At 28.2% G+C, this 18,893-nt stretch carries 21 protein-coding genes; 6 read left to right on the top strand and 15 right to left on the bottom strand.

Features of this window, described 5'->3' with window-relative positions:
* The first annotated feature begins 29 nt into the window (after nt 1-29).
* From ACTT9X_RS05800 to ACTT9X_RS05785, 4 genes are read left to right on the top strand one after another with little or no spacing between them, the layout of a single operon-like run.
* The gene (locus tag ACTT9X_RS05800) at nt 30-1,127 is read left to right on the top strand and encodes a DNA recombination protein RmuC (protein ID WP_440934698.1); all 1,098 of its coding nucleotides are present in this window, start codon (nt 30-32) and stop codon (nt 1,125-1,127) included.
* Between the two features lie 37 nt (nt 1,128-1,164).
* Nucleotides 1,165-1,851, top strand: coding sequence for a hypothetical protein (locus ACTT9X_RS05795; RefSeq protein WP_440934697.1), 687 nt, complete (start codon nt 1,165-1,167; stop codon nt 1,849-1,851).
* 6 nt (nt 1,852-1,857) lie between these two features.
* A complete protein-coding gene (locus ACTT9X_RS05790; RefSeq protein WP_440934696.1) occupies nt 1,858-3,294 on the top strand; it encodes an exonuclease domain-containing protein in 1,437 nt (478 codons plus the stop codon).
* 34 nt (nt 3,295-3,328) lie between these two features.
* Nucleotides 3,329-3,646 (top strand): thioredoxin family protein, encoded by a 318-nt coding sequence (locus tag ACTT9X_RS05785; protein ID WP_440934695.1) that lies wholly within the window; start codon nt 3,329-3,331, stop codon nt 3,644-3,646.
* Here the strand turns inward: ACTT9X_RS05785 and ACTT9X_RS05780 are convergent.
* The 14 genes from ACTT9X_RS05780 to ACTT9X_RS05715 are packed head-to-tail and all read right to left on the bottom strand — an operon-like array spanning nt 3,643 to nt 16,056.
* Nucleotides 3,643-4,911: a bifunctional folylpolyglutamate synthase/dihydrofolate synthase gene (locus ACTT9X_RS05780; RefSeq protein WP_440934694.1), complete on the bottom strand. Its 1,269-nt coding sequence runs from the start codon at nt 4,909-4,911 to the stop codon at nt 3,643-3,645. The genes ACTT9X_RS05785 and ACTT9X_RS05780 overlap by 4 nt on opposite strands.
* Complete coding sequence (locus ACTT9X_RS05775) at nt 4,865-5,794, bottom strand: acetyl-CoA carboxylase carboxyltransferase subunit beta (protein WP_440934693.1); 930 nt, start codon at nt 5,792-5,794, stop codon at nt 4,865-4,867. Before ACTT9X_RS05775 ends, ACTT9X_RS05780 begins: the two co-directional genes overlap by 47 nt.
* Entirely contained in the window at nt 5,791-6,591 is an 801-nt protein-coding gene (gene trpA / locus ACTT9X_RS05770; protein WP_440934692.1) for a tryptophan synthase subunit alpha, read from the bottom strand. The genes ACTT9X_RS05775 and trpA overlap by 4 nt, the downstream gene beginning before the upstream one ends.
* Entirely contained in the window at nt 6,591-7,820 is a 1,230-nt protein-coding gene (locus ACTT9X_RS05765) for a tryptophan synthase subunit beta (protein ID WP_440934691.1), read from the bottom strand. Before ACTT9X_RS05765 ends, trpA begins: the two co-directional genes overlap by 1 nt.
* Complete coding sequence (locus ACTT9X_RS05760; protein ID WP_440934690.1) at nt 7,810-8,439, bottom strand: phosphoribosylanthranilate isomerase; 630 nt, start codon at nt 8,437-8,439, stop codon at nt 7,810-7,812. The genes ACTT9X_RS05765 and ACTT9X_RS05760 overlap by 11 nt, the downstream gene beginning before the upstream one ends.
* Nucleotides 8,436-9,128, bottom strand: a complete 693-nt coding sequence (gene pyrF, locus ACTT9X_RS05755) for an orotidine-5'-phosphate decarboxylase (protein ID WP_440934689.1) — start codon at nt 9,126-9,128, stop codon at nt 8,436-8,438. The genes ACTT9X_RS05760 and pyrF overlap by 4 nt, the downstream gene beginning before the upstream one ends.
* On the bottom strand, nt 9,118-9,411 hold the full coding sequence (locus ACTT9X_RS05750; protein WP_440934688.1) for an HU family DNA-binding protein: 294 nt from the start codon (nt 9,409-9,411) through the stop codon (nt 9,118-9,120). The genes pyrF and ACTT9X_RS05750 overlap by 11 nt, the downstream gene beginning before the upstream one ends.
* A 16-nt stretch (nt 9,412-9,427) precedes the next feature.
* Nucleotides 9,428-11,152: a S1 RNA-binding domain-containing protein gene (locus tag ACTT9X_RS05745; protein WP_440934687.1), complete on the bottom strand. Its 1,725-nt coding sequence runs from the start codon at nt 11,150-11,152 to the stop codon at nt 9,428-9,430.
* Nucleotides 11,139-11,807: a (d)CMP kinase gene (gene cmk / locus ACTT9X_RS05740; RefSeq protein WP_440934686.1), complete on the bottom strand. Its 669-nt coding sequence runs from the start codon at nt 11,805-11,807 to the stop codon at nt 11,139-11,141. The genes ACTT9X_RS05745 and cmk overlap by 14 nt, the downstream gene beginning before the upstream one ends.
* On the bottom strand, nt 11,804-13,123 hold the full coding sequence (gene aroA, locus ACTT9X_RS05735; protein WP_440934685.1) for a 3-phosphoshikimate 1-carboxyvinyltransferase: 1,320 nt from the start codon (nt 13,121-13,123) through the stop codon (nt 11,804-11,806). Before aroA ends, cmk begins: the two co-directional genes overlap by 4 nt.
* A gap of 5 nt (nt 13,124-13,128) precedes the next feature.
* On the bottom strand, nt 13,129-13,905 hold the full coding sequence (locus ACTT9X_RS05730) for an ATP-binding cassette domain-containing protein (RefSeq protein ID WP_440934684.1): 777 nt from the start codon (nt 13,903-13,905) through the stop codon (nt 13,129-13,131).
* Nucleotide 13,906: 1 nt separating this feature from the next.
* Nucleotides 13,907-14,473 (bottom strand): LPS export ABC transporter periplasmic protein LptC, encoded by a 567-nt coding sequence (gene lptC, locus ACTT9X_RS05725; protein WP_440934683.1) that lies wholly within the window; start codon nt 14,471-14,473, stop codon nt 13,907-13,909.
* A complete protein-coding gene (locus ACTT9X_RS05720; protein WP_440934682.1) occupies nt 14,474-15,442 on the bottom strand; it encodes a KpsF/GutQ family sugar-phosphate isomerase in 969 nt (322 codons plus the stop codon). It lies immediately after the preceding gene.
* Nucleotides 15,442-16,056, bottom strand: a complete 615-nt coding sequence (locus tag ACTT9X_RS05715; RefSeq protein ID WP_440934681.1) for a ribonuclease D — start codon at nt 16,054-16,056, stop codon at nt 15,442-15,444. The genes ACTT9X_RS05720 and ACTT9X_RS05715 overlap by 1 nt, the downstream gene beginning before the upstream one ends.
* A gap of 16 nt (nt 16,057-16,072) precedes the next feature.
* On the opposite strand from ACTT9X_RS05715, the gene ACTT9X_RS05710 reads away from it, so the two are divergent.
* Nucleotides 16,073-17,059, top strand: a complete 987-nt coding sequence (locus ACTT9X_RS05710) for a complex I NDUFA9 subunit family protein (protein ID WP_440934680.1) — start codon at nt 16,073-16,075, stop codon at nt 17,057-17,059.
* Nucleotide 17,060: 1 nt separating this feature from the next.
* Here ACTT9X_RS05710 and ACTT9X_RS05705 read toward each other — a convergent pair whose 3' ends face one another.
* Nucleotides 17,061-17,558 carry a GcrA family cell cycle regulator gene (locus tag ACTT9X_RS05705; protein WP_440934679.1) on the bottom strand — a complete coding sequence of 166 codons (498 nt, stop codon included), beginning with the start codon at nt 17,556-17,558 and terminating at the stop codon, nt 17,061-17,063.
* A 168-nt stretch (nt 17,559-17,726) separates the two neighbouring features.
* On the opposite strand from ACTT9X_RS05705, the gene ACTT9X_RS05700 reads away from it, so the two are divergent.
* Entirely contained in the window at nt 17,727-18,893 is a 1,167-nt protein-coding gene (locus ACTT9X_RS05700; protein WP_440934678.1) for an aspartate aminotransferase family protein, read from the top strand.

The raw sequence follows: 18,893 nt of genomic DNA, 5'->3' as shown, positions 1-18,893 counted from the left end.
ATTTACGATAAAATAAAAAAATTAGAATCATGGATAATATATTGTTAATTTTACTAGTTTTGTTATTAGGTGGCGTTTTCGCTATTCTTTATCTAAATTTAAAAACTAAGCCAAAAGATGAAAATGAAAACAAAGAAGCTGAGGAAATAGCTAATTTAAAATCAGAAATATCAAGTTTAAAAGACACCTTAAACACTACAATCAATAGCTCACTTGGTGCAATGTCGACTTCATTTAATAATCTATCAACTGGAGTTACTAAAGATATGACTGAAACTTTAACTAAGGTAGAGGAAAAGGTTGGTAATTTTAATCAACAAGTTCAACTATTAAATCAAAGCCAAGAGGGGATAACTAAAATTTTAGCTGGAGTTAAGAAATATGGAACTCTTGCAGAATTTAGCTTAGATGCTCTAATTAAAGATTTGCTACCAGCCTCTCAATTTATGACGAATGTTAAAATGAAAGAGGATACCAGTGAAAATGTTGAATTTGCAATAAAGCTTCAAGGAGATGTTTTAGTTCCTGTTGATAGTCATTTTCCAGTAGAAAAATTTAAAGCAATTACCGATGGTCATGATGCGGAAGACAAAAGGGCTGTAGCAGATGCTAGAGCAAAATTAGCCTCAGCGTTTAAAGCAAAAGCTAAAAGTGTTAATGAAAAATATATTGTTCCACCAAAAACTACTGATTTTGCAATCGTATATGCTCCTACAGAAAGTTTATACAAAGAGTTAACTGAATACCAAGATCCAAGTACAAAAGAATTATTAACTCAAGAGTTAATGAAAAAATATAAAGTTGTAATATGTGGACCCAATACTCTTTCTGCTTACTTACAGTCTTTACATATGGGATTTCAATCATTGAAGGTACAAAAAGGTGCAACAGAAATTTATAATCATTTAAAAACAATCAGTACAAGATTTTCTAAACATTTTGAAAACATTATAGTTCTTAGAAAAAAATTAGAAGATGCAATGGGAGTTGTTGATAAATTTGGAACGGATGCAAGATCAATTTCAAGAACCTTAGAAAATATTAAAGATCCCGAGCAGGTTGAGAAAGCTGTACAAACTGAAAACGTGGAAAAATTTGTTGAACCAAATAGGCAGCTTAAAAATTAATTTCTTTTTTTCCTGAATAACGTCTATAAGAAATCTCATGCAGTGGAATCAAAAATATGATTATCCAAAATCATCAAGAGCCACAGTTGATGGCATTAGAAGATACTTATTAGGGGAAACAAAATTACCAAGTGTCACTTCAATTTTAGATGTAACTCGATCTGAAGAAGATAAAGCAGCATTAGCAAATTGGAGAGAAAGAACTGGGCAAAAAGAGGCTGAGGCAATTACAAAAGCAGCAAGTAGTAGAGGTTCTCAAATGCACAACTATTTAGAGTCTTATTTACTTGGAAGAGAAAATTTAAGTTTTTTTGAAGATAACGAACAATACAAATTAATGGCTAAGGAAATTATAGAAAAAGGTTTGAAAAATAGATTGGATGAAATTTGGGGTGTTGAATGCACTCTTTATTATCCAGAGAAGTATGCAGGTACTGCTGATTGTGTTGGAGTTTATGAAGGAAAAGAAACAATAATTGATTTTAAACAAAGTAATAAACCTAAAAAAGCTGAATATATAGACTCATGGCTTCTTCAAACAAGTGCATATTCATTAGCACATAACATTGTGTATAACTCCAATATCACTTCTTGTGTAATTTTGGTTTGCACAGTAGATAAATTATTCCAAGAGTTTAAAATTCAAGGGCATGATTTAATTGTTTATCAAAATTTGTTTTTAGGAAGATTAAAAAAATTTAATGAGCTATCGCACTTAACTTAGGATTTTATGGATAAAATAGTAATTTACGATACAGAAACAACAAATAGTACAATTTGGGGCTCAATAATTGAAGTAGGCGCTGTAGTTGTTGATAAAAACTTAAAAGAAATTGGTAAGCTAAATATTCGTGGCAGAATGCCTGAGGGTGAGGTTCCAAGTGCAAAGGCCTTATTAGTTAATTCAACAAGCATTGATTTACTTACTAAAGGCAATTACTCGCATTACGATTTTTTAGCTGCAGTAGAGAATTTTTTCTCTAAAGCTGGTCCAGCATTGTTTATGGGTTGGAGTAACTTAAATTTTGATAGACGAATGTTTCATTTTAATTTTTTTAAAGGGAATAGATATCCTTACATTACACATTCATCACCTAATAAAGAACATGACGGTTTACATGTTGCAAGAGTAGCACAAACCTTGAATCCTGAAACATTAAAGACTGAATTAACAGAAGCTGGAAATGAAAGTCTAGCTTTAGAAGGTTTAGCTAGACAACAAGGATTTGATACATCTCAACAACATACTGCTTATCATGATGCATTCACAAGCTTAAAAATTCTAAGAATTATAAAAGACAAACATCAAGACAATTGGGAAAATTTTTTAAGTACATCTACAAAAAATAGCGTTGAAACTATCTTAAAAAGTGAGGGGATTTATTCAATTTTCGAAAATGTTAAAGGAAAAAATATGATGTATCTTGTTTCTACATTACATCCAGATCATTGTTTTCATCCATCATATGCATCTTGGGGATATTTATTTGATTTAAGAAGAGATCCTGAACCTTTGTTAAATTTATCAATAAATGATCTTAAAGTTTATTTAAAAAAGTTTAGTCCAAAAGCACTTAGAGTAATCAAAACAAATAAAGCCCCTGTTGTTTTAGATAAAAAGTTTGCATTAAAAGAGAAGGCATATGCTGACTTAGATTTAGAAACAATCCAGAAAAGAGCAAAAATGATTAGAAATAGTCAAAATTTTTGTAAAAATATTCAAATAATTAATAGAGAGGCCGCTGAAGAAAAAGCTCAAACTCAAACCCAGGAAGATCTATTACCTGAAGAAACTTTATATGAAAAATTCATTCCCAATAAAGACACCCAATTATTTAAAACTTGGCACAGTTCTTCTTGGGAAGATAAATTAAGAATGTTGGATAAGTTTCAAGATAAAAGATGTAGTTGGTTTGGGCAAAAAATTATTTATCAAGAAGCACCGCATATTTTGCCACCAGATTTATATAAAAATATAAAAAGTGAAATTGCCAGACGAATTTTAAGCAAAAATAGAGAAAAGTGGCAAACTATAGGAATGGCCTATCAAGAAATTGACACCTTAAGAGATCAAGCATCAAATCGAGATGATGAAGAGGAACTAAAAAAATTAGATGAAATAAATGAATTTATTATGTCTATAGAAAAAAAATATGAAATTGCATAGTTGACTTTAAGGCTCTAATTAATAGAAAGGAAATATGCTTACAAATTTTAAAGATGAAGATTTTGATACTAAAATTAAAAATGAAAATGTTTCAGTCATTCAGTTTTCAGCTGAGTGGTGTGGTCCATGTAAGGCACTAAAACCAGTAATGGATAAGTTATCTGATGAATATAAAGATAAGGCTGGTTTCTATTATGCTGATGTTGAAGACGGTGGAATAAATACCGGAAGTGCAGCAGGTATCAGGGGTGTTCCAACAGTTATTATCTATAAAAAAGGCGTTGAAGTAGATAGAAAAGTTGGTGGAGTTCCTGAAAGTCACATGAAGGAATTTTTAGATAAAAATATCTAATTTAAATTTAAAACTTCACCTGCAAGATATAACGATCCAGTAATAAGTATTATATCGTTTTCTTTTACTGGGATTGACTTTATAGCATCTTCTATACTTTCCTTATAATTTATATTTGAAAAGCCGTTTAGCTTATCTTTAAGCTCTCCTCCTTTAATTGAATTAGGTTGATTAGGTATATCTATTGTAGTCAATGTAGAGATATCTTTAAAGAAACTCATATATTCATTATGATCTTTATTAGCCATCATTCCAAGAATGATGTGTTTATTGCAATCTAAACTTTCCAAGTATTCATTCAAAACTTTTGCTCCCAATGAGTTATGAGATCCATCAACATAAAGTTTGTGATCTTTTACAAGCTCTTTAAGTTTTCCAGATTTAATTTCTTGTAATCTTGCAATACAATTTATTTTTAAAATACCTTTTTTAATGTGGTCATCTTTAATTTTTAAATCTTTCAAAATTCTTAGGGTCGCAATTGCTGTTGAGACATTTTCTAATTGAAATTGACCTTTAACATTTGGCATAGGTAATTTTATTCCCCCAAATTGATCTTCATAATAAAAGAAGTCATTTTCTTGCATTGTAAAACTATAGTTTTCATTATGGAAAAACTTATTTGATCTGTTATTTGAAATTGTTTTTTTTATATCATCTACAATTTCTTTATTGCTTTGTTTTGCAACTATAATATTTGAGTTTAAAAGGCTTGATGTTTTCTCAAAAATAATTTTTTCAACAGTTTGTTCATTTTCAGGTAGCCAATCTAAATGATCAAGGCCAATAGATGTTACAACGCTAGCAAGGTTATTTTTTAAGATATTAGTAGCGTCAAATCTAAAGAATAATCCACTTTCAATTAAATTTATATTATCTGGGTATTGAGATGCTTTTAAAAAATAAGCCGCAGTAAGTATCTCAAAGAAAGTAATTGGTTCACCATTGTTAGCTTCCTCAACTTCTTCAAGTAAATTTGCCAAATCTTCATTATTCAATTCTTCATTATTAAAAACAAACCTTTCATTGATACTTTTGATATGAGGACTAGTGTAGATATTACAATTGAAATTTGCTTCCTTTAAAATAGAAAACATTGCTTGGATAGTTGAGTACTTTCCATTAGTACCAACAATTGAAATTGCTTTGATTTTATCTTGAGGTTTGCCTAATTTTTTGCAGAGACTTTGAATACGATCTAGACTTAAATCTATTTCTTTAGGATGCAGCTCTTGTAAGCGACTGACTATCTTCTGAAGTTTCATTTTGTTCAGCACTTATATCAGAGTTTTTCTTTAACAATATTGATAATAAAGTTCCAATTTTAGAGGCAAGATCTTTACGTTCAACGATTAAATCAACAAAACCAGTTTTTTCAACATATTCACTTTTTTGGAAACCTTCAGGTAATTCTTCTTTAACAGTTCCTTGAATTACTCTTGCACCCGCAAATGCAATTAAAGCTCCTGGTTCTGCAATGTGAATATCACCTAACATAGCGTATGATGCAGTAATACCTCCTGCTGTTGGATCAGTGATACAAACTAAATATGGAAGTCCATTTTTCTTTAATTCATTTATTGCAAGAGTTGTTCTTGTCATTTGAGATAATGAAATTAAACTTTCCATCATTCTCATTCCCCCTCCTGCACTAATACATAAAAAAGGTGTTTGATTTTCTATGGCATGTTGTATTCCATATAAAAAAGCCTCACCTTCTGCTGCTGCCATTGAAGCTCCTAAAAAATCAAAATCAGAAGCTACAGCTGTAATTTTAATATTATTTATAGTTCCAGAGGCAACCATCATACCACATTCTAATCCTGTTTTTTTTCGGGCACTTTTCAATCTTTCTTTGTAAGGTTTAGAATCTATCCAGTTCAGTGGATCGTCTTTAGGTATTGGAGTTTTGAAAATCTCATAATTATTTTTTCCAAACAAAATATCAAACCTTTGATGTGGTTTTATTCTATGATGACGTTTACAATCCGGACATACCCATAAGTTTTCCTCTAAATCTTTTTTTAAAATTGGACCCTTGCAACACGATGTCCAATCGCTTTTTGCAATATCTTCTTTTGTAGCCCTTTCACGTATAGCAGTTTTAATTTTTTCACCTGCTTTAATAATTTTAGTTATCCAGTTCATTGAATTTTATTTTTTAACCTCTTAACAATATTAGTAACATTTGTGACCGCATTTTGTCTCTTTTCAATTGATTTAGAGATTTCTTTACAAATTGCGCTTCCAACCACCAAACCATCAGCTTTTTTAAGAGATTGGATGGTTTTTTCTGTAATTCCAAAACCAATAACAACATTTTTTGATTTATTTTGTTTTTTAATTTTGTTGTATTTTTCTAATATTTTCTTTGGGGACACTTTAAGCTTACCACCCGTTGTAGACAACATGCTTATATAATAAATCATATTATGTGAGTCTTTTATGATTTTTTTTAGTCTTATCTGGGAAGTAGTTGGTGAAACCAATTGAATAAAAGTAATTGCTTTTTTTTTGCATTTTGATGCAAAATTTTTATTTTCAGGATAAGGCAAATCAACAACTATTAAACCATCAACTTTTGATTGTTTGCATTTTTCTAAAAATTTATTTTCATTATATTGATATATCATGTTGTAATAGCCCATGAGTATAACTGGTTTATTTTTTTTTATTTTTTTAAAATTTTTTACAATTGAAAATACATCATTAATTTTAATACCATTTTTGATTGCTCGGTAAGCACTTGTTTGTATTTGTCCTCCATCAGCTATAGGAGTATTATGTGGAAAACCTAATTCACAAATATCTGCGTAACTAGAAATTGATTTTAATATTTCTAAAGATTTTTTTTTAGTATTATCTCCAGCGACAGTATATGTAAGTAAAGCTGGTCTGTTCTCTTTTTTTGCAACTGAGAAAGCTTTGCTAATTAATGAATTCATTAATTTTTACCCAACCTTTCTCTTAAGATATCTCTATCTTTTTTAGCATCACCACAAGAGTTAACTATTATTATTGTATCTTTACTTAATTTTGGAGCAATTTTTATCGCCTCTGCAAATGCATGACTAGGTTCTAAACTTGGATTAAGTTTTTCAAATTTAGTAACCATCACATGCGCTTTTAGCGCTTCTTCATCAGTTGCATAAGTGTATCTGGCTCTTTTTGCATCTTTTAAAAAACAATGTATAGGACTTACACCGGGGTAATCCAATCCAGCACTAATCGACTCGGTATCATTAATTTGACCTTCACTGTTTTGACAAACATAAGATGCTGCTCCATGTAAAATTCCAATTTTAGCATTTCTACTTAAAGGAGCAGCGTGGAGCTTTGATCTTTTTGGACCTCCAGCCTCCACTCCAACTAACTCTATTTGTGATTTATTAAAGTCTATAAATTCACTCCAAAAACCATATGCTGAACTTCCACCACCTACACAGTTAATTAATTTAATTTTTTTTGGGATTTTTTTGAATTCTTGTTTAATTTGTTTTTTTAATTCTCTTGAAATTTGTGCCGTACTCCATCCACAAATTTTTACAAATATATTTGGACCAACTGTACTTCCAACACACATATGTGTAGTGTCACAATTTGATACCCAATATCTCATACACTCACTGACTGCATCGACTAAGGTTTGACTACCTGAATATACAGGAACTATTTCAGCACCATTTTTTCTCATAGCATCACAATTTGGTTTTTGTCTCTTGATGTCTTTTGCACCCATGAAAATTTTACATTTGAGACCAAATTTCTTTGCAGCCATACTTAACATTTTACCAGCATAACCAGCACCAGTATCACCAACTATATATTTTTTCCCCATAGCTTTGCAGATTAAGGCATGAACAGTTGCATTGTATATTTTATGGGCACCACCATTAGCCTCCGATACAACTTTAGCCCATATTTGAGCACCACCTAAATGAGCAGATAAATTTTCTAATTTTACAAATGATGTGGGTGATCCTATATAATTTTTAAAATAATAGTCTCTTTTTTTTAAAAATTTCTTATTATTTCTTAATTTTGAAAACTCACGTGTAAGATCTTCTACAGGTTTTTTTAAAGTTTCAGGAATAAAACTTCCTCCAAATTTACCACCCCAAAAACCCTGATGATCATGCTGGTCAATTAAAGGAATTTTTTTTTTAAGTTTCATTTTTCAATTTATTTAAGTTATTTAAAAAAAAATCTATTTTGGATTTATCTTTTAATCCAGAAGTTTCTAAGCCTCCAGATAAATCTATGTAATTAGCAATTTTCTCATAGTTTTTTAGATTATCATCAAATTTTATATTACCAGCTAGCATTAATTCCTTGTTTAATTTGATGTTTTGAATCAAGTTATGATTAAAGCTCTGACTTTTTTCATAACCTTTACTATCAAATAAATAGACATCTGTGACGTTAACAAATGACTTATACATAAGAACATCAGACTTATCTTTAATTGTTAAAGCTGTAATAATCTTTTTTTGATATTTTCGTTTTATATTTATAATTGCTTCAGGTGTACAGTCATACAATTGATAATAATCAAAAGGTAAATGTTTTATTTCTTCTAAAATCTCATTATTAGGTTTTACTAAAACAGCAACAAATTCACTTTTGTTTTTTTTAACATTTAATAATTTTTTTAATGAGTCAATTTCAATATACCTTGAGCTTTTTGGGTAATTACAAATGAAGCCAATAAATTTTGGGGGATAGGGATGATTAATTATGTAATTTAAAGTATTTGAATCTTTAATACCACAAATCTTACAACCTTTGATCATCTGTTTAAATGATCAGCAAGTTTTTTGGTGTTATTAATTATGTTACCTTTTGTTAGAGATCTTCCTATAACAATACCAGAAACCTTATTTTTAAAAGCCTGTTTAGGAGTCATAATTCTTATTTGATCATCTGAACTATCACCAGGCAATCTTATTCCTGGAGTTATGATTAATAAATCTTTGTATCTTTTACGAACTATTAAAGCTTCTTGAGCAGAACAAACTATACCATCGCATCCTGATTTTTTAATTAATGCTGCTTGTTTTAAAACTAATTCTTTCACGTTTTTTGTATGACCTATTTCCTTAAGAGATTTATTATTAAGACTTGTTAAGATTGTAACACCTAAAATTTTTAAATTTTTATTTATTTTTTTTGTCTTTTTTTTTATAGATCTAAGCATTTCCAATCCACCATTCACATGCACAGTAATATATTTACATCTCTTTAAATCTTTTAAGCTATCAATCGCTGATAATGCTGTTTGTGGAATGTCATTTATTTTTAAATCTAACCAGAAATCACTTTTAATAGTTTCTAAGAATTTTCTACCTTTTCTAGAGTAAAAAAATTGAAGACCAAATTTTGGAATTATATTTATTTTTTTTGTTTTGGTTTGACTAAGAATTTTTTTTACTATATTTAAATTAGATGTATCACATGCAACAAATATAGTTTTATTCTTCATTATTATTTAATTTATTAAACAACTCTTTTGACATTTTAAAGTGAATAGTTTTTTTTTCAGGTGTATTTACTTTTTCGCCTGTTTTAGGATTCCTAGATATTCTAGCTTTTTGTAATTTTGTAGAAAATACACCAAATCCTCTAAGTTCAACTCTGTCACCCCTTTTAAGTGCACTTTTTATTTCGTTTAATACAATATTCGAAAATTTTTCTAGATCTTTTTTAAGAAAATTTGGGTAATTTTTTGAAATTTGTTTTAAAAGCTTTGATTTTACAATAGCCAATTTAAATATTCTTGAATTATTCTTTTTCTTCTTTTCTTTTTAAGTCCTCAGATAATGATGAAAATGGTAGATTTTTTCCAGATCCCTCAGAACCGTATTTATCTAAAGCTTCTTTTTTTTCAATTTCCTCTAATAGTTTGATACTCAAAGTCACTTTTCTTTTTGCTAAATCAATATCTGCAATTGCGCAATCTAATTTCTCACCACCAGTCCACCTGCTTGGACGTGCATCAGCTGCATTTATTGCAATAGCAGATTTTTTAATTTGGAAATCCATTTCACAACCTTCAGGTCTTACTATTAGACCTTTATTATCTGTAGAGATCACTTTTACAGTTATGGTTTGATTTTTAGATTTGTCTTTAAACCAATCAAAAGGATCTGCCTGGGTTTGTCTCAAACCAACCCTTATTTTTTGATCAGTTGGTTTAATTTCTAATACTTTAACTTTAATTTTGTCACCTTTTTTATATTTTAATAATTCATCTTCCCCATTATTTAAATATGTTAAATCATTACAATGTAAAAACGCGTCTACATCTAAATCTTCAATTTTTACAAATAATGAGTATTCATTCTTATTAACAATTTCTCCTTCTACAATTGTATCAACTGGATATTTTTTTTGAAATTGTTCAAACGGGTTCTCTTTTGTTAATCTATGTGAAATAGCCACTCTTCTTTTTTCTTTATCAATTTCAGTTATAACACAATCAATTTCATCACCAACTTTGAACATTTTTTTAGCTGATACATTTTTTTTTGTCCAACTTAGTTCACTAGAGTGAAGTAGTGTCGTTAATCCTGGTTCTAATTCACAAAAAGCACCAAAATCCATTAACTTAACAACTTTTACTTTATAAGTTTTGTTTAACTCATAATTTTCAATATGTTCAAATGGATCTGGTGATAATTGTTTTACTGAACATCCAACTTGTAATTTTTCTTTATCTACGCTTATTACTTTTAGATCATGTTTTTCCCCGATATTAAATACTTCATCAGGATGATTAACTCTCGAGTAGGAAATCTCTTGTAAATGAACTAATACATCTAATTCTCCATTTACATTAAAAAAGCAACCAAAAGAACTGTATCCTTTAACTTCAGCTCCTTTAATTATATCTCCAACTTTAAATTTATCGATTATTTTAGCTTTATCCTCTTTTTTAAATGAAGAAATAATTTCTCTTCTAGATACGCATGCATTACCTCTTACTCTGTCAAGTTTAATGAGTGCAAATTTTTGTGGTTCATTCATTAAATGACTGATGTCTTTCAAAGGTTTATCACTTATTTGAGAGCCTGGTAAAAACATTAGTGAACCTGTATCAATATGTTCTACGATACAACCGCCTTTACATTTAGATGTAATCTTACCCATAATCGGTTCATTTTTCTCATAAGCTTCAACTAATTTATCCCATCCCTTAATTTTTTGAGCTTTACTTGCAGAAACTAAAACTTCACCATTTTTATCTTCGATTTTTTCTAATAAAACAGGAATTGTTTCTCCGACTTTAATTTTTTCGGATAAACCCATTGTCTTCAACTCATTAACGTCTAACACCGGTTCAGATTTCAACCCCTCAACAAAAAGGAATACAAATTTTTCAGTAATTTTGTTTATTTTACCTTCAATTATTTTTCCTTCTTCAATTTGAATTTTTGACAGTTGGCTATTAAGGAGTTTTTCAAACTCTTTAGACGCTGGGCTTGAGAGATCTTTATAAATTTCCATTAAGTATTAGTTTCCTATCTATTATTTTTTTAATTTTTAAAAAACATGCCCTTTTATTAAGGTTTGTTGTATTAATCAATAGAGAATCTTTAGTTTTTCTTAAAGGAGATATTTTTCGATTAAAGTCACTTTTATCACGGTTTTTAATGCTTTTTAACACTTCTTTATAAGTTATTTTTTTTTTTAGATGCTTTAATTCTTTTAATCTCCTTAATGCTCTAATTTTAACATCGGCAGTTATGTAAAATTTAAAATCTGCATCAGGTATAATGTTATAAGTAATGTCTCTTCCATCTAAACAGGAACCTTTGAATTTTTTTGGAGGATTATAAGCTAAATTTTTTTGAAAGCTATGAACTGCTTTTCTGATACTTTTATTTTTAGCAATGAGTGAGGCTTTAGTACCCACTTCATCAGATAAAAGAAATTTATAAGATAAATCTTTAATTTTAAGTTTTTTTATTTTCAATTTAATAAATTTTAAATTAAATTTTTTTGGAAACTTTATTTTCAAAAATGCCAAATATCTATAAATCTTACCTGTATCTAAATAAAAAAGATTATAATGTTTTGATATCGCTTTTGCCAAAGTCCCAGCACCAGCTGCTGCGGGTGAGTCAATTGCAATTTTAATGATTTTTTTTCTCTTTTTCATTTACTTAAATTTTTAATTATTTTTAAAAAACTTGGAAACGATGTATTGATTGAATCTTTGTCATAAATTTTCCATTCTCCACCAAAAGATAAAGCTGCTATCACACTCGTCATGAAGACTCTATGATCTTTTAAGTAATTTTTGATAACTATTTTCTTATTAATTTCTAAATTTGGTTTTCCATAAATTTTTAATGAGTTTTTTGTTTTGATTGTTTTAACTCCCATTTTATTTAAAATTATTTCTCCCCAATTAAGTCTTGGACTTTCTTTTTGATTTAATTCACTTAAATTTTTAAAAGAGGAGATACCCTTTGCTTTTGCAGCTGCCAAGAAAATTACTAAAAATTCATCTATTGCTCCACTATTTAATTTTGATGGACATTTTATTGCTTTTAATTCTTTTGGACTTTTGACTTCAATGTCAGCTTTTTTCTCTCCTTTATAGATTGATTGATTTAAAAATTTTATATTAACACCCATTTTTCGTAAAATAGTTATAATGCCTATTCTAGATTGATTTATATTTACATTTTTTATTACTAGTTTTGAATTCTTGTTAAGAACAGTCAAAATTATGAAGAAAGCACTAGAACTTATATCTGCTGGTATTAAATAATTTAATTTTTTTATTTTTTTAACTTTATTAACTTTTATTAAATCATAATTTTTATTTTCCTTAACGGTTATTGGTAATTTTAAAAATTGAGATAATAACTCAGTGTGATTTCTTGATTTTTTTGCTTTTATTATAGTTGTTCCATCGGTTCTCATACCCGCAAATATAACTGCACTTTTGCATTGTGCTGAGCCTTTATTTTCTGTGTAAATACATGGCCTTAAATTTTTACTGCCAGTAATAAATAGTGGTAGATTTTTATTTTTATTTAGTTTTATCTTAGCTCCAAATTTTCTAAGTGGATCTGCTATTCTTTTAAAATCTCTTTTTGATAAACTTTTATCTCCAATTATTTTTATTGTATATGGTGAGTTAATTAATAAACCTAAGATAAGTCTTCCTAATGTACCAGAATTTTGAGCATTAATTTTTAATTTTTTTTTATATTTAAATCCGTTTATTCCTTTGCCATAAACCTTGCAAACATTTTTTTTTAAAATTACTTTAATTCCTAGTTTTTTAACTGCTTTAATGGCAGCCATTACATCTTCTGATAAAAGTAAATTTTTTCCTATAGAAATGCCATCTGACAATGATGAGAATAAAACCCAACGTATACTTAAACTTTTATCTCCGTCTACACTAATTCTTTTATCAAAATTTTTAATCTTTTTTTTTATAACAAGTGCATTCCTCATTATATTTAACTTATCTTGAATGAACTTCCAAAATAAGCTTTTTGAGCATTTATATCTTTAATTATATTTGATGGTGAACCCTCTGCAATTATTTTTCCATTGCTAAGAATCATTGCTCTATCAACAATTTGTAAAAGAGAAGTAGCAATATGATCACAAATGCAAATAGTAATTTTATTTTCTTGTTGTAGATTTATAATAAGCTCTTGCAACATCTGTATAGTAAGGACATCTAATGCGCTAAAAGGCTCGTCTAATAGTAAAAGTTTAGGTTCACTTAGAAGTGAAAGAGCTATGACTAATTTTTTACGTTCACCTCCAGATAAGTGTTTTGCTTTAATGTCTTTTACATTCTCTAGCTCTAATTTAGAAATTAAATAATTAATTCTCTCAATTCTATAATTTTTGTTTTCTATAACAATTTCACTGATTGCATTTAAATTATCTAATAATGTTAGGTCCATAAATGCCCCTCCATACTGAGGCACATAACCAATTCCAAATTGTTTTGTTCTTAAATATACAGGATAATTAGTTACATTTTTATCAACAATTTTAATATTGCCACTTTTGGGTGAAATTAGACCAGTCATTAAATGATATATACTACTTTTTCCAGCACCATTTGGACCCAACAAACCATGAATTGTGTTTTCCTGAATTTTAAAACTGATATCTTTTAAAATAAATCTATTACTGTATGCCAACGAAACACTTTCAAATTCAATAGCACTATTAATTTTTTTGAAAGATTTAATTCTAAATGGTTTTATAGTTCCCATATTAATTTTTTTTTATCAAAATTTTTTTTTTCTTATCGTACATATATATTTTTGTATCTTTGGTTTCTAAATCTAGTTCTATTACATCTGTATTTAATGTATTCAACAAATCTTTATATATTACATTTTTTGATATAATCATTGATTTTCTTTCAATAGAAAAATCTAAATATTCGCTAGTAATTTTTTTATCTAAGTACTCAATTATTACATTTTTTGAGAAAATTGTATCATAATTATTAATATTATATTTTCCAAAATCTGCATAAATTAATATTTTGTTTGAATTTATTAAATTTATGACTGCATTTACATTTTTTAAAAAAATTACATTATTTTCATTTATATCTATTTCGCCTGTTTTGGCCCTTATTACATACTCATTTCCTCTGACATCTTTTGAAGAATATTCAACATTTTCAATTATATTTGAGACAGAAGTATTTTCTTCAATATTATCATTTTCTTTAGTTATTTTATTTTCATCTTTTAAATACTCAAAATAAAATACAAGCAGGATTACTAAAAAAATTATTATCGAAGTACCAATAGCTATCGTTCTTTTCATTTACGAAATGTTTGATTGTAATATATTATGAACGTGAACTACCCCAATTGTTTTAGATTTATTTTTTTTTTCATGAACACATAAAGAAGTAATTTTTTTACTGTTCATAATAGAAAGTGCTTTAGCTGCCAATATATTTTTATCAACACTTATAGGGTTTTTGGTCATTATTTGATAAGCTTTTTTCAAGTGTAAATTAAAATTACTCTCATTATGTCTTCTAATTTGTCCATCAGTAATTATTCCAATAGTTTTTCTTTTTGTATTTCTTACAACTAAAATTCCAAGTTTTTTTTCACTTAATATATAAAGTCCTTTTTTCATACTTAGCTTTTCGTTTATAAAAGGAATTTTTTTCCCAGTAACCATAACATCTTCAACAGTTTTTAGTTGAGCACCAAGATTTCCAGAAGGATGAAGCTTTTTAAAATCTAGTCTATCAAATTTTTTATATTTCATAGTTGAAATTGCTAAAGCATCACCTAAAGCAAGCTGCATTGTTGTACTTGAGGTTGGTATAATCGTGCCTGCTTCCTTAGTTTGTGGAATTAAAAGCTTAATATCTGAGGCTTTGTACAAAACAGAATCTTTTTTTGAAACAATTCCTATCAAAATTATTTTATTTCTGTTGGCGTAATGAATTATGTTTTTTAACTCTTCAGTTTGACCAGAATTGCTTATAAGTATCAAAATATCTTTTTTTGAAATACTCCCCAGATCACCATGAGAAGAATCGCCAGCAGACAAAAAAAAAGAGGGAGTTCCAACTGAAGATAGAGTTGCGGCAATTTTTGATGCAATAATTCCACTTTTTCCAACTCCACACAAAATTACTTTAGATTGGCATTTTGCTATTTGAACAACAGCTTCACTAAAAGACTTATTTATATTTTTTTTTAAAATTTGTAGTGCTTTAATTTCAAGGTTAACAACCTCTTTAGCTATAGATATAAATTTCTTTTTATTCATTAGTGAGACCAGATATCATCTTTAAATAAAGCCAGATCAAGTTCAACTCTTGTCTTTAAAAATTTAAGACAGTCTTTATAAAGTTTAATTCTATTTTCTCTTTCTAAAATTTTTTGAAGTTCAAGATGTATTTGATGTAAGAATATAACATCATTTGCACAGTATTTCAGTTGAGCAGGAGTTAATTCACCACCAAAATCTGAGTTTTGAAATTGTTTACTGATATCTATATTAATAAATTCTTTTATTAATGTTTTTAATGAATGATTATCAGAATATGATCTAGCAAGCTTAGATGCAATTTTAGTATCAAGAATATTATTTGTTTCAGTTTTTAAATAATACTTTATATGTGCTAAATCTGCTCTCCCGTAATGAAAAATTTTACTTATATTTGTGTCATTCAAAATTTTAATTAAGTTTGGTGCGTTGTAATTTTTCCGATCAAATTGCACTATGTGAGCATCTGAGTTACCTGATGAAACTTGAATCAAACATAAAGGATCACGTCTTACATTTAGACCCATAAACTCACCATCAACAGCTATTATATTGCCTAAATTCAAATCATCTGGTAGATCATTTTTGTGAAGAAGAATATTATTATTACTCATTTTTAAACATATATATATGAAAGCAAAAAATTGTCTAATTTTTGGCGGTAGTGGTCAAATAGGCAGAAACCTTATAAGAAAACTAACTAAGAATGGCTACAAGGTTACTGTGGTAACAAGGAATATCCATCAGAAAAGCTATATAATTAAGACCCAGGCCAATGCTGGATATATTGATGTTGTTGAAGCCAATATATTTGAGGAAGATAAAATAAGAACCCTTTTTAAAAAAGCTGACGTCTGTGTAAATTTAATTGGTATATTGTTTGAACAGAGAAAAGGTAATACATTCAAAAATATACATACTGTTTTTCCAGCTCTTTTAGCAAAACTTTGTAAAGAATCTAATTTAAAGCATTTCATACATTTATCTGCACTAGGCATTAATGATGCAATTGACTCAAATTATGCAAGAAGTAAACTTGAAGGGGAAAAAGAAATCCTAAAATATTTTCCATTATCAGTCATTTTGAGGCCATCAATTGTATTTTCCCAAGATGATCAGCTGACAACCAATTTTATGACTTTAATGAACAGACTTCCATTGTTTCCACTTTACTATAATGGCAGAACAAAGTTTGCACCAATACATTGCTCTGATTTAACTGATATAATTTATTATGTTATTTCAAATAATGTTTATTCAAAAATTATAGAGTGTGCAGGACCTGAAATCATTACTTTTAAAGAGTTATTGCAACGATTGCTAAAACTTATTAATAAAAAAAGAATTCTATTACCTTTTCCTCTGCCTATAGCTAAATTATCTGCAAAATTTTTTGAGATTTTACCCAAACCAATAATTACAATGGATCAATTAAGACTTTTAAAATATGACAATATTCCATCAGGAAGATACAAAACAAATTCAGAAATTGGAATACCCAGCAAAAGACATTTTAATGATGAGGTTAAAAAATATTGTTACATGTGGAGAGAAGGTGGTCAATTTTCAACAGAAAAATATAGCTCAAATGATGATAGAGAAAACAGTATTAACTAATTTAAGCTGATTGTATTTTTTTTTCTATAAATTCTGGAATTTCATTTTTATCAGCAACCTCTTCCTTTTTACCTTTAGGTTGGTAAGCATACAAAAGGTGCAATTTACAATAAGAGAAATCTTTTAAAGACGATCTTCCACAAAAATAAAATGATTTTTCATCAGGGTGACCAATAGGCCACTTACAAGAATTTTCATCAAGTTCTTCCAATTGTTTTGGATTTTCTGGCTCAAAATTTTTTTCAATTATTAATGATTTAAATTTATTTCTTCGTCCAGTTTTTGTCGTTTGAATATTTTTTTCAGTGGTTGCATTATCAAAACTCTGATTTGAAGTAGCTGTACGAGTTTTAATCTTTGCAGATAAATTAAGTCTATGAGCTTTACCTATAACAGCATTTCGACTTATGCCGCCAATTATTTCAGCAATCTGGCTAGCAGTATTCCCTTTACCCCAAAGCTCTTTTAATTTTGCTACTTTTTCCTCTGTCCAGCTCATAATCAATATGTTGTATCTTAATTATATAAAACAACAATATACTGATATAAAACTAAATTAAACAAACAAAAAATGAGACTTATCAACATTAATTTTAATTGTAAGTATTAATATATTTTCAATCTCAACTTGTATTAATAATTAAACTAAATAAAACAAATTAAACTTATGAGTTATTTGGCAAAAAATTATAATAGAAAAAATATTTCCTTTAAATATGGCAAAGGTAGCTATTTATATTCAACTGATAAAAAAAAGTATTTAGATTTTGTGCAGGGAATAGCTGTCAATTCTTTGGGTCACGCACATCCTAAATTAGTTAAAACTGTAAATCATCAATCAAAAAAATTGTGGCATGTATCTAATGCATTTCAAATTCCAGAGGGTGAAAAATTAGCTAAAAAGTTATGTAAAAAAACTTTTGCTGATTACGTTATGTTTCAAAATAGTGGGGCTGAAGCTACGGAAGCAGCAATTAAAGTCGCTAGAAGATATTTTTACTCAATAGGTAAACCAAATAAAAATAGAATTTTATGCATTAAAAACTCTTTTCATGGAAGAACATTAGCAGCAATTTTTGCTAGCGGATCAAAGAAAATGACTGAGGGATTTACTCCAAAGGTATCAGGATTTGATCACTTTAATTTCGGAGATCATAATTCTCTTAAAAAGAAAATTAATAAAAATACAGCAGCTATTATGGTTGAAACAATAATGGGCGAAGGTGGTATAAAAGTGATACCAGATTGGTGTTTAAAAGAATTAAGAGTATTATGTAATAAGAAAAAAATATTATTAATTCTTGACGAAGTTCAGTGTGGAATAGGAAGAACAGGTGATTTCTTTGCTTTTGAAAAATCTAAAGTAAAACCTGATATTGTACCAATTGCAAAAGGGATAGGTGGAGGATTTCCTATTGGAGCAGTTTTAATGAATAAAAAAGTTGCATCGGCCATGACACCAGGTACTCATGGATCAACATTTGGAGGAAACCCTTTGGCGATGGCAGTTGGAAATACTGTAATGGATATCATATCAAATAAGAAATTTTTAAATAATGTAAAAATTTTATCAAGATATTTTTTATTTAAACTAAATAAAATTCAAAAAAAATATCCAAATCTGATTAAACAGATAAGAGGAAAAGGTTTTTTGATTGGAATACAGTTATATAAAGATCAAACAGAATTTATTAAAAAATTGATGAATAATCAGCTATTGACTATACGAGCAGCAGAAAACGTTGTTCGTATTTTACCTCCATTAAATGTTAAAAAAAATGAGATAGATTTAGCAATAAGAATTATTGAAAAAGTCTGTTCGCAGATTAAATAA

It is taken from the genome of Candidatus Pelagibacter sp. (assembly GCF_052049855.1).
Classification (GTDB): domain Bacteria; phylum Pseudomonadota; class Alphaproteobacteria; order Pelagibacterales; family Pelagibacteraceae; genus Pelagibacter.
Note: the sequence above shows the minus strand (reverse complement) of the source record. Positions and strands in the feature narration are given on the sequence as shown.

Bases quoted from the DNA above. Each gene is read 5' to 3' on its own strand.
- pyrF (WP_440934689.1), bottom strand. From the start codon at position 9,128: ATGAAGAATAAAACTATATTTGTTGCATGTGATACATCTAATTTAAAT.
- cmk (WP_440934686.1), bottom strand. From the start codon at position 11,807: ATGAAAAAGAGAAAAAAAATCATTAAAATTGCAATTGACTCACCCGCA.
- ACTT9X_RS05730 (WP_440934684.1), bottom strand. From the start codon at position 13,905: ATGGGAACTATAAAACCATTTAGAATTAAATCTTTCAAAAAAATTAAT.
- aroA (WP_440934685.1), bottom strand. From the start codon at position 13,123: ATGAGGAATGCACTTGTTATAAAAAAAAAGATTAAAAATTTTGATAAA.
- ACTT9X_RS05780 (WP_440934694.1), bottom strand. From the start codon at position 4,911: ATGAAACTTCAGAAGATAGTCAGTCGCTTACAAGAGCTGCATCCTAAA.
- lptC (WP_440934683.1), bottom strand. From the start codon at position 14,473: ATGAAAAGAACGATAGCTATTGGTACTTCGATAATAATTTTTTTAGTA.
- ACTT9X_RS05700 (WP_440934678.1), top strand. From the start codon at position 17,727: ATGAGTTATTTGGCAAAAAATTATAATAGAAAAAATATTTCCTTTAAA.
- ACTT9X_RS05760 (WP_440934690.1), bottom strand. From the start codon at position 8,439: ATGATCAAAGGTTGTAAGATTTGTGGTATTAAAGATTCAAATACTTTA.
- ACTT9X_RS05795 (WP_440934697.1), top strand. From the start codon at position 1,165: ATGCAGTGGAATCAAAAATATGATTATCCAAAATCATCAAGAGCCACA.
- ACTT9X_RS05790 (WP_440934696.1), top strand. From the start codon at position 1,858: ATGGATAAAATAGTAATTTACGATACAGAAACAACAAATAGTACAATT.
- ACTT9X_RS05765 (WP_440934691.1), bottom strand. From the start codon at position 7,820: ATGAAACTTAAAAAAAAAATTCCTTTAATTGACCAGCATGATCATCAG.
- ACTT9X_RS05800 (WP_440934698.1), top strand. From the start codon at position 30: ATGGATAATATATTGTTAATTTTACTAGTTTTGTTATTAGGTGGCGTT.
- ACTT9X_RS05785 (WP_440934695.1), top strand. From the start codon at position 3,329: ATGCTTACAAATTTTAAAGATGAAGATTTTGATACTAAAATTAAAAAT.
- ACTT9X_RS05715 (WP_440934681.1), bottom strand. From the start codon at position 16,056: ATGAGTAATAATAATATTCTTCTTCACAAAAATGATCTACCAGATGAT.
- ACTT9X_RS05720 (WP_440934682.1), bottom strand. From the start codon at position 15,442: ATGAATAAAAAGAAATTTATATCTATAGCTAAAGAGGTTGTTAACCTT.
- trpA (WP_440934692.1), bottom strand. From the start codon at position 6,591: ATGAATTCATTAATTAGCAAAGCTTTCTCAGTTGCAAAAAAAGAGAAC.
- ACTT9X_RS05745 (WP_440934687.1), bottom strand. From the start codon at position 11,152: ATGGAAATTTATAAAGATCTCTCAAGCCCAGCGTCTAAAGAGTTTGAA.
- ACTT9X_RS05710 (WP_440934680.1), top strand. From the start codon at position 16,073: ATGAAAGCAAAAAATTGTCTAATTTTTGGCGGTAGTGGTCAAATAGGC.
- ACTT9X_RS05705 (WP_440934679.1), bottom strand. From the start codon at position 17,558: ATGAGCTGGACAGAGGAAAAAGTAGCAAAATTAAAAGAGCTTTGGGGT.
- ACTT9X_RS05775 (WP_440934693.1), bottom strand. From the start codon at position 5,794: ATGAACTGGATAACTAAAATTATTAAAGCAGGTGAAAAAATTAAAACT.